At 69.9% G+C, this 13,788-nt stretch carries 12 protein-coding genes; 8 read left to right on the forward strand and 4 right to left on the reverse strand.

All coding sequences use genetic code 11. The features are described 5' to 3' along the window. The first annotated feature begins 100 nt into the window (after positions 1–100). The 5 genes from GA0070216_RS13855 to GA0070216_RS13875 all read left to right on the forward strand — a co-directional run bounded on the left by GA0070216_RS13855 (position 101) and on the right by GA0070216_RS13875 (position 4,780). A complete protein-coding gene (locus tag GA0070216_RS13855) occupies positions 101–424 on the forward strand; it encodes a MerR family transcriptional regulator (protein ID WP_245722485.1) in 324 nt (107 codons plus the stop codon). Between the two features lie 175 nt (positions 425–599). After that, positions 600–2,060, forward strand: a complete 1,461-nt coding sequence (locus tag GA0070216_RS13860; RefSeq protein WP_091245094.1) for a tyrosine-type recombinase/integrase — start codon at positions 600–602, stop codon at positions 2,058–2,060. 54 nt (positions 2,061–2,114) lie between these two features. Continuing rightward, positions 2,115–2,810, forward strand: a complete 696-nt coding sequence (locus GA0070216_RS13865) for a pentapeptide repeat-containing protein (protein ID WP_091245097.1) — start codon at positions 2,115–2,117, stop codon at positions 2,808–2,810. Between the two features lie 156 nt (positions 2,811–2,966). Further along, positions 2,967–3,665, forward strand: coding sequence for a hypothetical protein (locus GA0070216_RS13870; protein WP_091245100.1), 699 nt, complete (start codon positions 2,967–2,969; stop codon positions 3,663–3,665). A 20-nt stretch (positions 3,666–3,685) separates the two neighbouring features. Further along, entirely contained in the window at positions 3,686–4,780 is a 1,095-nt protein-coding gene (locus tag GA0070216_RS13875; protein WP_218108198.1) for an XRE family transcriptional regulator, read from the forward strand. Positions 4,781–4,831: 51 nt separating this feature from the next. Here GA0070216_RS13875 and GA0070216_RS13880 read toward each other — a convergent pair whose 3' ends face one another. Next, positions 4,832–5,674, reverse strand: coding sequence for a hypothetical protein (locus GA0070216_RS13880; protein WP_141723079.1), 843 nt, complete (start codon positions 5,672–5,674; stop codon positions 4,832–4,834). Between the two features lie 874 nt (positions 5,675–6,548). Between GA0070216_RS13880 and GA0070216_RS13885 the strand changes: the two genes are divergently transcribed. After that, the gene (locus tag GA0070216_RS13885) at positions 6,549–7,934 is read left to right on the forward strand and encodes a UDP-N-acetylmuramoyl-tripeptide--D-alanyl-D-alanine ligase (RefSeq protein ID WP_091245108.1); all 1,386 of its coding nucleotides are present in this window, start codon (positions 6,549–6,551) and stop codon (positions 7,932–7,934) included. A gap of 3 nt (positions 7,935–7,937) precedes the next feature. On the opposite strand, the gene murC is transcribed toward GA0070216_RS13885, so the two are convergent. Continuing rightward, positions 7,938–9,383: a UDP-N-acetylmuramate--L-alanine ligase gene (gene murC, locus GA0070216_RS13890; RefSeq protein WP_091245111.1), complete on the reverse strand. Its 1,446-nt coding sequence runs from the start codon at positions 9,381–9,383 to the stop codon at positions 7,938–7,940. Positions 9,384–10,049: 666 nt separating this feature from the next. Here murC and GA0070216_RS13895 point away from each other — a divergent pair. After that, positions 10,050–11,609, forward strand: coding sequence for a helix-turn-helix domain-containing protein (locus GA0070216_RS13895; protein WP_091245113.1), 1,560 nt, complete (start codon positions 10,050–10,052; stop codon positions 11,607–11,609). Then, complete coding sequence (locus GA0070216_RS13900) at positions 11,606–12,487, forward strand: PfkB family carbohydrate kinase (protein WP_091245116.1); 882 nt, start codon at positions 11,606–11,608, stop codon at positions 12,485–12,487. Before GA0070216_RS13895 ends, GA0070216_RS13900 begins: the two co-directional genes overlap by 4 nt. Positions 12,488–12,853: 366 nt before the next feature. Here GA0070216_RS13900 and GA0070216_RS33760 read toward each other — a convergent pair whose 3' ends face one another. After that, on the reverse strand, positions 12,854–13,069 hold the full coding sequence (locus GA0070216_RS33760; RefSeq protein WP_141723081.1) for a hypothetical protein: 216 nt from the start codon (positions 13,067–13,069) through the stop codon (positions 12,854–12,856). A gap of 51 nt (positions 13,070–13,120) precedes the next feature. Continuing rightward, a complete protein-coding gene (locus tag GA0070216_RS33765; RefSeq protein ID WP_141723082.1) occupies positions 13,121–13,642 on the reverse strand; it encodes a hypothetical protein in 522 nt (173 codons plus the stop codon). Between the last annotated feature and the right edge of the window lie 146 nt (positions 13,643–13,788).

Consider the following 13,788-nt stretch of genomic DNA (forward strand, 5'->3'; position numbering starts at 1 on the left):
CCTTACCGCAGGACACGCCTCGCACCATTCAGACCCGGCGTCCTTAGTCGCCGGGTCTATCACCATGCCACCGCGAGTTCCTTCATCAGGGAGACCGACCATGCGACCGCCACGACGAACCCGAACCGCTGTACCCGCCGCCGATGAGGCGTCCCGCCGTGAGGAGCGGCAGGCGTGGACCGCCGAGCGGATCCGCGCGTTGGGTCCGAGCACGGACCTCGCCACGGCCGCCGCCGTCCTGGGCATGTCCCGGTCGGCTGCCTACAAGTTGGCCCGCCGTGACGCGTTTCCCACGCCGCTGTACCGGGTCGGTGCCCGCTACCGGGTGCCGACCGCGCCGATCCTGGCCATGCTGCACCTGCCGCATCCGACCGGTCCCGGGCCGGACGCAGGGGACGCCGGCAGCGTCGGGGACCCGCCCTGACCGCCTCCGCGCTGCCCTCCGGTTCGCCGGGACCGGCGGGCGGACCCCGCCGGCCGCAGCGTCGACCCTGCCGATGGCCGGTGTCCGTCGATGACTTGATCGTCGCGGCGTGTCACGCGTGGATGTCGATCGACAAACCGATGCCGCACCACGAACCCGAGGAGCACCACAAGCTATGCCAGACGGGAGCATCTTCAAACGCTGCGGCTGCCGCCATCCCGATACCGGCAGGCCGTGGGGCAACGAGTGCCCGAAGCTGCGTCGTCCCAACCGGTCCTGGAGTTTCGAGCACGGTCACTGGGCCTACCAGTTGGAACTGCCGCCGACCAGTGACGGTCGGCGTCGGCAGTTGCGCCGGTCCGGGCTGTCGACCCGTCGTGACGCCGCCGCCGAGTTGGACCACGCGCGGGCCCTGCTCGCCCTCGCGGTCCGGGACCGGGGCCGTCGTACCGAGATCGCCGACCTGTTGCAGACCTGTGTGCGGTCGGGCCGGCCGCTGCCCGAGGTGGATCGGATCCGGCAGCGGCTGCGCGGTGACGGTTCGCTGGCTGACATGGTGACCGTCGGCGAGTACCTCACCGAGTGGCTCACGCACCTGACCGTCGATGACAACACCGTGTGTGGTTACGAGTCGCTCGTCCGGGTGCACCTGATTCCGCATCTCGGGGAGATCCCGTTGGACAGGCTGCGTACCGGCCACATCAGGGCCATGTTCGCGGCGATCGAACGCCGCAACCAGGAGATCCGTGCGGCGAGGGCCAGCGGTGACCCTGACGTGCGCGCGTCGGTCGTCGGTGTCCGGACCACCGGCGCGTCGACCCGGCAGCGTATCCGCGCCTGCCTGCGTAAGGCGATCAATGACGCTCTCGCCGAGGAGGTGATCGTCGGTTCCAACCCGGCCGCGTTGGTCAAGGTTCCCGGCGACCGGCCGGTGCCGATCGTGTGGGAGGCCGAACGCGTGGAGCGGTGGAGGGCCACCGGGCAGGTTCCCGGGCCGGTCATGGTGTGGACCGACGAGCAGATCGTCGCGTTCCTCGACCACGCCCGGGTGCACGCGCCCGACCTGTACCCGATGTGGCACCTCATGGCCTACCGGGGTCCCCGGCGTGGCGAGGTCTGTGGGCTGCTCGATGCCGAGGTCCGCCTCGACAGGCGTGAGTTGACGATCAACCAGCAGATCGCCACCCACGGCTACACCGCGGTACGCAAGAAGCCCAAGAGCAGGGCGGGTAACCGTGACCTCGCCCTCGACGCCGAGACGGTCAGGGTTCTCGCCGCCTACCGGGCCCGCCGCGCCCAGTGGCGCCTGGCCGCCGGTGAGGCGTGGCCCGACACGGGCCTGTTCTTCGTCCGCCCCGACGGCCGGCCGTGGCATCCCAGCGGGGTCACCCAGCGGTTCCGCAGGCTCGTACGCCAGGCCGGGCTACCGCCGACCCGTCTGCACGACCTGCGGCACAGCGCGGCCACCATCGCCCTGGCCGCCGGTGTGGACATCAAGGTCGTCTCCGAACAGCTCGGTCACTCCACCACCACGCTGACCCGTGACACGTACCAGAGCGTCACCAGGGCGATGCACCACGATGCCGCCGACGCCGTCGCGGAGAAGATCCGGCAGCGGCGGCCCAGAACCGCGTAGCCGCCCGCGTGCCGCCGTCGGCGGATCGCTGCCGGCTCGGCTAGCGTGCGCGGCATGGTCGCCCGTTCGTCCGCTCGTGGTGCCGCCCGGTGGCGGGCTCCGGCGGCACCGAAACTGCCGGCGTCGCCGGACCTGCCCTTCGTCGGGGACCTGACCATCGGCGACGAGGCGACGTTCGAGCGGCTGGTCTTGGGCGATCTCGACCTGTCCGGGCGGTCGGCGGACGGGGTCGAGTTCACCCGGTGCCGCTTCACCCGCACCGACCTCAGCGGTACCCGGCTGGAGGCGGCGCGGTTCGCCGACTGCGTGTTCGAGGGTACGAACCTGGCGAACCTGCGGACGGACAGGTCGTCGATGCTCCGGGTGCGGCTGTCGACGGCGCGGATGACGGGCCTGCAGTGGGTCAACGGGGCGCTGCGGGACGTCACGGTCGCGGACTGCCGACTGGACCTGTCGTCGTGGCGGTTCACCACCTTCGCGAACGTGGCGTTCGAGGGCTGCAACCTGACCCGCGCCGACTTCCAGCACGCGGACCTGCGCGGTGCCCGCTTCACCGACTGCGACCTGACCGGCGCGCAGTTCTCCCAGGCGGGCATGGACGGCACCCGTTTCGCCCGCTGCGACCTCACCGGGATCGGCGGCGTGACCAGCATGACCGGCGCGATCCTCGCCCACCAGGACCTCGTCGCCCTGTCCTACGCCCTCGCCGGGGCACTGAGCGTCCGCATCGAGGACCCCGACGAGGAGTAGGCCTGGCGCACCCGAAGCCACCTCGGGAGGGGGCTGCCTGGGCGTATCCGTGGCCTCATTCCGTGAGGCCGCGCCGGTAGCGCCGTGTTCGACGTCGGGCGTGTCGGCTGCTTGATTTCCGCAACATCAACTGTGGTATGGACTAGATTCTGCGGTATGGGGTTGCTGGATGACGCGGTGGCGGTGCTGGACGGGCGGGGCGTGCTGGAACCGCTGGGCGGGTTGATCCGGCAGGTGTACCAGCGGGCCGCGGACCGGCACGAGCCGGAACTCGGCGACGACGCGATGAGCTTCGGCACCACGGTGTGGCGGAACCTGACGAACCTCGGCAAGGCGTCCTTCGACGGGGTCGACGGGGTACGGGTGCGGGTGGAGGACAACTCCCTGGAGATCCTCTGCGCCGGGTACGTGGTGCGGTTGTACTCGTTGCAGGGTGGGATCGAGTCGATCCGGTGGGAGGGCAGCGAGGCCCGCCTCGGTGGGGCGGTGGAGAACAGCCGCGACGGGCAGTTGGCCTTCGACGACGCCGAGCAGTTCCCGGAGGTCTTCGCCGGGGTGGTGCCCCCGAAGCGGCACCTGCGGGTCGCGCACACCGGTGACATCGGCACGGGTGAAGCGACGGCGTATCTCGGGTTGCCCCGTGACAACCGTGAGGGCGGGTCGCCGTGGTTCGAGGTGACGCTCTGGTTCGGTGACGCCGTCACGGTGGGGACGCCGCTGCCGATCGTCGCCGGCCCGGTCGGGGTGCCGGGGCAGCGGCACGACGAGCTGCCCGTGCCGGAGCTGCCGCTCGGGACGTTGCGGCCCGCTGGCGGCGCCGGTCGTACCCTCGGTGTCGCCGGCCGACGGGCGTGACGGGCGGGATTCGCCCGCCGGTGCCGGTCACCGTCGCCGTGGCGGGGTTCGAGCCGCACGCGCTCGGGTTGGCCCGGCGGTGGCGGCGGATGCGGAAGAACGAGTTGGCCCGGCAGGTCGGGGTGACGGCGGCGGCGGTCAGCCAGTACGAGTTGGGGCAGGCCCGCCCCTCGGCGGCGGTGCTGGCCCGGTTGGCGTTGGCGTTGGCGATGCCGGTGGAGTTCTTCGCCGCCGGTGTCCCGGCTCCGGCGTCGCCGGGGCGGGCGCACTTCCGTAGCCTGCGGGCCACCAGTCAGGCGGAGCGGGACCAGGCGGAGGCGTTCGGTGAGGTCGCCTGGCGCATGGTCGAGGCCGTGGGTCGGCAGTTGCGGCTGCCGCAGTTGCGGTTGCCGCAGCTCGACTGGCCGGAACCGGCGCGGGCCGAGGACGTCCGTACGGTCGCCGCGGCGGCACGTGCGGAGTTCGGCCTCGACAACGGGCCGGTGCCGCACATGGTGCGGCTGCTGGAGGCGCACGGGGTGATCGTGTTGTCCCTGCCGGACGCCTCCGAACGGGTCGACGCGTTCTCGCACTGGTACGGCCAGCGGCCGTTCGTCTTCCTCAACCCGGCCAAGAACGACAAGGCGCGCTCCCGGATGGACGCCGCCCACGAACTCGGCCACCTGCTGCTGCACCACGACGCCGAGCCGGGCAGCCAACTCCTGGAACGGGAGGCCACCGCCTTCGCCTCCGAGTTCCTCGCCCCCAGCACCACCCTGGCCGGCGAGCTTCCCGCCCGGCTGGACTTCGACCGGCTGCACGAGCTGAAACGCCGCTGGGGCATCAGCCTGAAAGCCCTCGTCTACCGGGGACACGACCTCGGCATCTACCGGGACCACACCTACCGGCGCGGGATGAGCCTGCTCGCCCAGTGGGGCCACCCCGAACCCGGCGACCTCGGCCCCCGCGAACAACCCTCCCTCCTCGGCAAGGCAGTCGACCTCCTCGACCAGCAGCACACCACCGTCGAGGACCTCGCCGCGCAGGCCGGCCTCCCGGCAGCCCTCGCCCGCACCGTGATCGACGCCGCCACCGAACACCTCCCCGAACTACGACTCACCCCCACCGGCCCCTGACCGGAGCCGGGGCCCTCCCGGCCAGGGCGATCCCCGATCGGGGTGCATCAGTTACTCAGGCGGTGTGACGGTGGGTGCCGTCGGTTCGACGTGGTGGCTGTCCCACACCCACTGGTCGTCGCCGTGGTCGACCAGGGTGCTGCACCGGTACCGCAGCAGGTCCACGTCCGTGCTCGGGTCCGGGCCGCCGGGATGCGGAGGTGTCGGGTCCAGCGCCGCGTCGGCGTTGTAGACGAGCCGGTCGGCCAGTCGGTAGTCACGGCGGAATCCCGTGCGCCACTGCGAGTTGCTGCCCCAGCCGTGCGACAGGTCGGCCACCTGCCGGTACCGCCGCCGCCATGCCCAGTACAACGTCGAGGTCGCGGCGAGCGCGGGATCCAGGTGGCCGGCGCCGGCGCGGACACTCGCGCCGCCGCGCATGAGCAGCAGCGACCCGACGAGGCAACCCGGCCACCACTGCCCGGCCAGCACCGGCGGCGCCTGCGGATCGTCCGCCGGCTCGACCTCGACGATCTCGTGCAGGAATGGACGGAACCCTTCCCCCGCCGGGAACGTGCCGCCGATCGCCGCGACGAACCGCCGGTACGCCGAGGGCGGAAGCCAGTCCGTGGGGTCGCCGGGATCGGTGGCGGGTGGCTGGCCGGGCAGGATCAGCAACTCCATCACCCTGCTCACCGCGTACAACGTCCACAGGTCCTCGTGCGCCAACGCGACGGCGGCCATCTGCGGCTCGCCGACCTGCCGCAACGCTGCCAGGATCGACGAGTGGGCGGCAATCCACGGGTCGAGGACGTCCCGTCCCCATGCGCTGCCGCTGTAGTCGAGGGTCGGCTCGAACAGGCCGAACCTGACCTCCTGCCACGCGCCGTCCGGGAACACCATCTCGGCTCTCACGACCGCCAGTCTCCCGACCGCTCGGAAGCGCGTCGAGCGAGATCCGACCACCCCCGCCGCCCCACCCACGCAGGCGAACGAACCCGCCGACCGGGCTCGATGAAAACGCCGTGTGGGAAGCCGGTACGGAGGTGGACCGGATTCCCGGCTCGACGCATGGGTCCCCACATCGGCGGTCTTGGCGTCTTGGCTCGATGGGCAAGCCGAGTGGCGGAAACAGGAAGTTACGCGACGTTGCTCCTGGGCAGGAAGAGGTTCCCTCCCGATCGGGAGGGTGTCTGGACCGGGTAGGGACGGCACGGAGGCCTGTCAGGGGGTGTGTGCAGCACTGACAGCCCTGGTCAGCACTGTGCCGGCCATGTCCGGCGGTCACGGGTGACGATCCCGGGAACGAGCCGGTGCGCGACCCGGTCGACGCCACCGCCTGACAGTGAGGCCCTCAATGCCGCTCGGTCCTCGGACGGGACCGGCATTCGTCGGGCCGCAGTGGAGCTTCTCGACGAGGTCGCCGACGCCGCGGGGGCCTTGGCCCTATACCTCGCGTACGCCCGTCATCGGGCATGACCTTGCTGCTCACCACATCGAGCCCGTACCGCCACGTTCATCGTCGCCTGTGGGCCAAGTTGGCTGGCGGCATTCCGCCACACCAGTCCGAACTGCGGCACGACCACACCAAGGGCAGTCAAGAGGTGTGCTGTCGGAGTTTGTCGGAGTCGAACTCCGACAAACTCCCTTCGTCGTCGGTCCGCGCATGGCGAGGTGTGGTGCCGACGTCCGGAGCTGGTGTTTCGGGTGCCAGTTGCGGTCGGTGGCCTGTGTCCGGATCTGCGACTGGTCCATAACGTCGGGCGGTAGGTTCGTCGGTGTGCTTGCGATGACTCTGGGAGAGATCGCCGCCGCCGTGGGCGGGACGGTGCGGGACGGGTCTGACGAGGTGAGGGTCACGGCGCCGGTGGTGTTCGACAGCCGGCGGGTCGAGCCGGGTGGGATGTTCGTCGCGCTGCCCGGTGAGCGGGTCGACGGCCATGACTACGCCGCGCGGGCGGTGGCGGCGGGCGCGGTGGCGGTCCTGGCGTCCCGGCCGGTCGGTGTCCCCGCTGTCGTCGTCGACGACGTGTCGACCGCGTACGGCCAGCTGGCCCGCATGGTCGTCGACCGCCTGCCGGACACGACGGTGATCGGCGTGACCGGGTCGGTGGGGAAGACGTCGACCAAGGACATCCTGGCGCAGGTGTTGTCGGCGTTCGGGGAGACGGTCGCGAACCGGGCTTCCAACAACAACGAGCTCGGCCTGCCGTACACGGTCACCCGCGCCACCGCCGACACCCGCTATTTAGTGCTGGAGATGGGCGCCCGGGGTGTCGGGCACGTGGCCTACCTGACCCGGCTCGCCCCGCCGTCGGTCAGTGTCGTGACGCGGGTCGGACACGCGCACCTGGGCGAGTTCGGGTCGGTGGAGAACATCGCGCTGGCCAAGGGCGAGATCGTGGAGGCGCTGCCGGGCGAGGGCGGGTTGGCGGTGCTCAACGGCGACGATCCGCTCGTGGCCGCCATGGCCACCCGCACCCGGGCGAGGGTCCTCACCTACGGCATCGACGGGCCGGCTGACGTACGGGCCGAGGACGTGACGGTCGACGAGCTGGGCCGCGCGGCGTTCCGGCTCGTCCACGAGGGGAAGACCGCGCGGGTACGGCTGCGCCTGTACGGGCTGCACCAGGCGTCCAACGCGCTGGCCGCCGCCACCGTCGCCCTGGGCCTCGGGCACCCGATCGAGGCAGTGGCCGAGGCGCTGTCGCAGGCCGAGGCGGTGTCACCGGGACGGATGCAGGTCACCACCCGCCCGGACGGGGTGACGATCATCAACGACGCCTACAACGCGGCACCGGATGCCATGCGGGCGGCACTGCGGGCCCTGTCGACGATGACCGGTGGGGACCGGCGGGCGGTCGCGGTGCTGGGCGAGATGGCCGAACTGGGTGAACACGCCGCCCAGGTACACCGGGAGATCGGCCGGCAGGTCGTCGAGGCCGGCGCGGGATGGCTGGTCGCGATCGGTGGGGCGGACGCCGCCCACTACGCCGCCGGCGCCGACGGCGGCGCGACGGTGGTCGACCGGGCGGCCGACGTGGCAGCGGCGTGGGAGTTGCTGCGTGACGGGCTGCGCCCGGGCGACGTCGTACTGGTCAAGGCCGCCAACAGCGCCGGGCTCCTGACGCTTGCCGACAAGCTTGTCGAGGAGCCCGGCGCTGTCACGGCGTGAGGGTCAGGCGGACAGCAGCACCTCGGACCGGCTGCCGAGGCTGTCCATGATCACCCGCTGGTAGCCGGTCACGTCCCCGGTGCCCATCGTCAGCACCACGTCACCCGGCCTCGCCAGCCCGCCCACGAGCCGGCCCACCTGATCCGGGCCGGCGGACATGCGGTAGCGACCCTTCGGCAGCCGGGCGGCGATGGACGAGACGTCCGCCCGCGAGTGGCCCGGTGGGACGGTGCCGTGCACGTCGAGCAGCAGGACATGGTCGGCCTTGTCGGCCAGCACTTGGCCGATCCGCGCCCCGAACGCCAGCACCCGGGCGTGACCGGACGGCTGGAACGCCACGATCACCCGTCCACTGGCCAGGGCGCGAGCGGCGTCGAGATCGGCGGCGATCTCGTGCGGGTGATCGGCGTACGAGTCGACCACCGTGACCCCGGCACGGGTGTCGACGTGCTCGAAGCGGCGACGTACCCCCGGGAAGGTGCCCGCCGCCGCGGCCGCGCCCACGGGATCCAGGCCGAGTACGGACGCGCACGCCATGGCGGCTGCCGCGTTGTGCAGGTGGTGCGGTGCCGGGGTCGGCAGGGACAACGTGACTTCACCGCCGTCGGGCATCCGCACCGTGGCCACGCCGGACCACCCGTCGACCCGGGTGTCGGTCAGGCGCACGTCGGCGGAGCGGTCCCGGCCGTACCGCAGCACCGTCACGTCAGGCCGCTCACTCTGGATGACGTCGGCGGCGACGGTGGCGCCGACGCAGTCGGCGTTGACGACGAGGAAGCCGGCGGGCGCGATCCGGCTACCGAAGCCGACGTAGGCGCGCAGGAGCGCGGCGTGGTCGACGAAGTTCTCCGGGTGGTCGTCGGTGACGTTGGTGATCACGGCGATCGACGGGGTGAGGAAGTGGAACGACCGGTCGGACTCGTCGGCCTCGGCCACCAGCAGCGGTGACCGGCCCAGGTGGGCACCGGAACCCGGGCCTGTCAGGTCGGCCCCGATCAGGTACGTGGGATCCTCGCCCAGGGTGCGCAGGAGATGGGCCACGATGGCCGTCGTGGTGGACTTGCCGTGCGATCCGGACACCGCGATGAGCCGGCGGGTCGCCGCGAGGGCGTCGAGCACCTGTGCCCGGTGCACCACCGGGATACCTGCGGCGCGGGCGGCGTCGATCTCCGGAGCGTTGCGGGCCACGGTGGTGTAGACGACGCAGCTCGCCCCGGCGATGTGCCCGGCGTCGTGTCCGACGTGCACCCGCACGCCGATGCTGCGCAGTCCTGCCAGGTTGGTCGAGTCGTGCACGTCGCTGCCGCTCACCTCGTGTCCCAGCGCGGCCAGGAGGCGGGCCAGGCCGGACATGGCGCTGCCGCCGATGCCCACGAAGTGGGCACGGGACAGATCCACCTCGCCGGTGTAGGCCTCGATCGTCGGGTTACCAGTGATCGTGTCGGTCATGGTGTCGTTTCTCCTTCTGCGAAAGCGTGTCGGGCTGGTGCCACGTACCTGTTGGGCTGGGCTGTCCGGTCCTTCCGTGAGAGGGGTCCTCCTTGCGGTGCGGTCGGGGTCGGCCCCGGGTCATCAACTCGGCTGAGCGACCTCTGTCCGTGTGTCGCCGATTGGCCCGGTGGTGACGGGCGCTCCGGCTACCTGTGCACCCCGTTCTGGCGACGAAGGCGCGCGAGGTGAGCAGACGACTGCTTGCGGCAGGTCGGCGAGGGATTGCGAGGGTCGGTGATCGCGTCAGCGTGAATCGGAGTGCGATCCACCACCGCCGTGTCCGGGAGCCGCCGTGATCGAGCCTCCACTAAAGGTCCTTCCCTTCCGACACCCGAGAGCGATACATGCCGGCACCACCGGCCACGATTCAGAGCATTCAGCCCTCCCAGTTCTGACATTCGAGAGCTCCACTTCGAGCGCTTGACGACGCCGATCGAACTGATGGCACCCGCTGGGTCAACACGCTGGGCTCGTTATCGGACAGCAACCCATTCGCGGTGCCGCCAGTGGCTTCTCTCGATCCGCTGTGGCAGGATCAGAACACCCGGTCGGCGGGAGTGTCGGCCAGCTCTGACAAACTGCCGACATTTCGAATGACAATTCTGATCACACAACTGGTCGGTGATGTGGATGCTGATTACGCCGGAGCAGGTGACCGAGTCGCAGAAGGCGCTCGGCGCGCAGTTGACCGCGCGGCGGGCGGCCGCAGGGCTGACACAGGCCAGCCTGGCCGCGCGAATCCGCTACTCCCGAAGCACCGTCGCCAACCTCGAGATCGGCCGGAGCCAGTCACCCGCCAGCTTCTGGCAGCTTGCCGATCAGGCGCTCTCGGCAGACGGCGCGCTCATCGCGCAGCACCGGAAGGTCGCTGAGCTGCAGGCACGGTACCGAGCGCAGAGCGCCTTGGCCCGTGAACAGGCGCGGATGGCCCGGATCGCCGCTGCCCTGACACCGGTACCCCACGATGACGACCTTCCACTGTCGAGCTCGTGGCAGCCAGCGGTCGCTGCCGGCACTGCGGATCCGCGCGATCGCGCTCACCCTGCAACGCCGAGCGATGGTGTAGACGCGATCGCGGACACCATGCCCTGCACTGTGGCACCGATGTCGGCTGTTGCCGACATCGCCCTCACACCTGACGAGGAGCACCGTGACGGCGTCGCCACGGCTACCCTTGAGGTCATGTCCGACGGGCAGGCGATGTCATTCCGGGTGACCCGGCGGGCACTGCTGGAACTCGCCGCCGGTCTCACCGCCCTGAAGGCTGCAGGCCCTGTTGGAGCGTCCCGCCCGACAGCCGTCGACCCCGCTGTCGTAGACCACTTCGCCGAACTCCGCGCCCTCCTGGTGCAGGCCGACGACAAGCTCGGCGGGCGCACCATCCTGGCGACCGTCGAGCAGCAGATCACGCAGATCGCCGCCCTCCGCCGACAGGCCCGGGGGCAGCTTCGCGACCGGCTTCTGAGCACCGAGGCCCGCTGGAGCGAGTTCGGTGGCTGGCTCAGCGACGACCTCGGCGACCGGGCAGCCGGGGACCGCTGGCTCGACCGCGCGTCCGGCATGGCCCAGGAGGCCGACGACCGGGAATTCAGCTCCTACGTGCTGGCACGCAGGGCGCAACGCATGGTCGGCACCGGTGACGACGACCGCGTCGTCGGACTGGCCCGCGCCGCCTCCCGCCACCCCGACGTGCCGCCGCTCGTCCACGCCTTCGCCGCCGTGCAGGAAGCACACGGCAGCACCCTCGACAACGACACCACCGGCTTCCAGACCGCGATCGAGCGCGCCCACACGCTCGTCGCGACCGACCCGGCCACCGACGACGAGCACGCGCTCGGGTCCTTCTGCACACCGCCGTACCTGGCCGCCCAGGAGGGCGAGGGATGGCTCCGCCTCAACCAACCGCACCGGGCCATCACCAGCTTCACCACCGCCGTCAACCAGTGGCCTGACCGCTACCGGCGGGAACGCGGCATGTACCTCTCCCGGACAGCACACGCCTACCTGGCCGCCGCCGAACCGGAGCAGGCCGCGACCACCGCCGACGAAGCGCTGACCCTGGCCACCACGACCGGCTCAGCACGCGTCCACCGGGACATCCTCGCCCTGACCCGACAGCTCAAGCCCTTCTCCCACCACCAGCAGGTCCGGGAACTCCTCGACCGGGTCGCCGCCACCGGATGACCGACTACCAGCCCGACGAGACGTCCCCATCGTCACCGCAGGTGATCGTCGTCGGCCGCGCCAACATCGACATCACCGTCCGGACCCCCCAGCGACCCCAGCCGGGCCGCACGACATTCGCCTCGGCACCCGCCACCACCACAGCCGGCGGAAAGAGCCTCAACCAGGCCAGGGCCGCTGCCGGCGCAGGTGCCCGGACCACCCTGGTCGCCAACGCCGGCACCGACGAATGGGGCACCTTCCTGCAACGCGCCCTCACCGACGCGGGCGTCGACGTGTCGTACTTCCAGCTCATACCGTCGGCACCGACCGGCGTGGCGATCGTGGAAGTCACCCCCGACGCCGAGAACCACATCGTCCTCGCACTGTCTCCCGCCACAGAACTCACCGCCGACCAGGTGCGCGACGCGCTACGGCGGCTGCACGCACCAACCGTGCTCACCCAGCTCGACCTTCCACCCGACGCCGTCCACGCCGTCCTCCAGCACCACCGAGCCGAGACACTCATCGGCAACCTCGTACCGCACCCCACGCTCGGGTCAGCCGTGCTCGCAGCCCTCGACCTCTTCGTCTGCAACGAACACGAGGCCGCAGCGATCCTCGGCCGTCACCATGCCGAGCCGACGACCGCAGCTCAGGAGCTTCATAAGCTGGGACCACGGGCAGCCGTGGTAACCGCAGGCGCTCGCGGTGCCGCCTACAGCACCGCCGAACGCACCAAGCTGGTCCCCGCACCACACGTCCACGCCACCGACACCACCGGCGCAGGCGACCACTTCCTCGGCACCCTCACTGCCCGACTCACCCAGAACACTCCGCTGGGGCAAGCCATCGTCGATGCGGTCACCGTCGCGACGGCAGTGATAGGTGGCGATTGATACCGCTAGCAGGGAACCATCGCCTAGTTTCAGTTCACCAGGTAGCCGGCAGGCCTACGTCGTCCTAGGCGGAACCGTCTCAGTGACGCCGACGCGGCCGAAACGAGCGACTGGCGCCGCCCAAAGACCGCTTAGGGAAAGTCTACGTAGTAGGTGGCCGACGCGTAGCGGGTGGCGCCAGTGTCTACTAGAGGCTGTCCGTCCGCCTGGCAGCACCGAGCAAGAACTACCGCTGCTCGAGGAACCTGCAGGTCAGCATTGACGCCCATACCCGCTTGGTCGTGACCCCTCGGATCCACAGCCCTGCAACCGCAACGGCATCATCGTTTAGAAAATCACCGGGTGGCCGGTCATGGCCGACTGTGCCTACCGGGGAAACCCCGAGGTGATCATCGCGTAGCGCAACCTTCCGACGGCGACGAACCGCCCGAGTAGAAGAAAGACCTGAACAAGCAGCACCGCACGATCCGCGCCCAGGCCGAACACGCTCTGGCCCGCATGAAGAGCTGCAAGATTCCACCAGACTACCCACGTGCCGCCCATACATTGACCGGCATCGCCGCCGACATCGCCCACCTGCATCTGGCGATTGCACCTACTAAAACCTGCTGAGGAAACCGCTGCATCTTGCGATTAGGTCAGGCGAACACAAAGGCCGGAATTAGGCCCGGATGGCAGTCCGAGAAACGTGTCGACTCCGATGTTTCGGCGGAGGTCTTCAAGTAACTCGGCTGGGTTGACGATACTCCCGATTTTGACCCCCGACTCTGGACGGGGATTCGTGACGAGCTTGGCGCGATATACGCGAATCTTCGCGCTTAGGTCCAGAGCTTGGATGCAAACTGCCCTCATGTAGAACCGCACGAATTCTCCTTCGGCCAAGATTTCAGCCGCATTGGCCGGAACCTTCCTTTCATATGGTTTACCGTTTCGGTAAGCGATCTCTCGGCTGACAAGCAAGGCCTCGGCCTGTATGCGGGTTGCTAGCGACGCCGGATCGCCACTTCGTAGGGCATCGAGCAAAACCTGGGGCCACCGGCTTGTGCCACGGTCGTTCAAGCGCCGACTCATGTAGAGGACTCTCGCCTTGATGTCCGCTTCAGCCTCCTCGATCATCGCTGCTCGTGTCGCGTCGTTCAGATCATGAAGATCCACATCGTATCCTTGATCTTGAGTTTTGGGCCGGATTCTACTGAGGATGCCGACCGTGGAGCAACGCGATAACTGGCGGGGTCTAGGGCCCGGGGTCGAGACAAGATGCGAAACAATCTCGAATACTGCCTTGGTTGCCGGGTCATGGA

Origin of the sequence: Micromonospora matsumotoense (assembly GCF_900091525.1) — a bacterium.
Lineage (GTDB): Bacteria > Actinomycetota > Actinomycetes > Mycobacteriales > Micromonosporaceae > Micromonospora > Micromonospora matsumotoensis.

Bases quoted from the DNA above. Each gene is read 5' to 3' on its own strand.
- GA0070216_RS13855 (WP_245722485.1), top strand. From the start codon at position 101: ATGCGACCGCCACGACGAACCCGAACCGCTGTACCCGCCGCCGATGAG.
- GA0070216_RS13860 (WP_091245094.1), top strand. From the start codon at position 600: ATGCCAGACGGGAGCATCTTCAAACGCTGCGGCTGCCGCCATCCCGAT.
- GA0070216_RS13865 (WP_091245097.1), top strand. From the start codon at position 2,115: ATGGTCGCCCGTTCGTCCGCTCGTGGTGCCGCCCGGTGGCGGGCTCCG.
- GA0070216_RS13870 (WP_091245100.1), top strand. From the start codon at position 2,967: ATGGGGTTGCTGGATGACGCGGTGGCGGTGCTGGACGGGCGGGGCGTG.
- GA0070216_RS13885 (WP_091245108.1), top strand. From the start codon at position 6,549: ATGACTCTGGGAGAGATCGCCGCCGCCGTGGGCGGGACGGTGCGGGAC.
- murC (WP_091245111.1), bottom strand. From the start codon at position 9,383: ATGACCGACACGATCACTGGTAACCCGACGATCGAGGCCTACACCGGC.
- GA0070216_RS13895 (WP_091245113.1), top strand. From the start codon at position 10,050: ATGTGGATGCTGATTACGCCGGAGCAGGTGACCGAGTCGCAGAAGGCG.
- GA0070216_RS13900 (WP_091245116.1), top strand. From the start codon at position 11,606: ATGACCGACTACCAGCCCGACGAGACGTCCCCATCGTCACCGCAGGTG.
- GA0070216_RS33760 (WP_141723081.1), bottom strand. From the start codon at position 13,069: ATGCAGGTGGGCGATGTCGGCGGCGATGCCGGTCAATGTATGGGCGGC.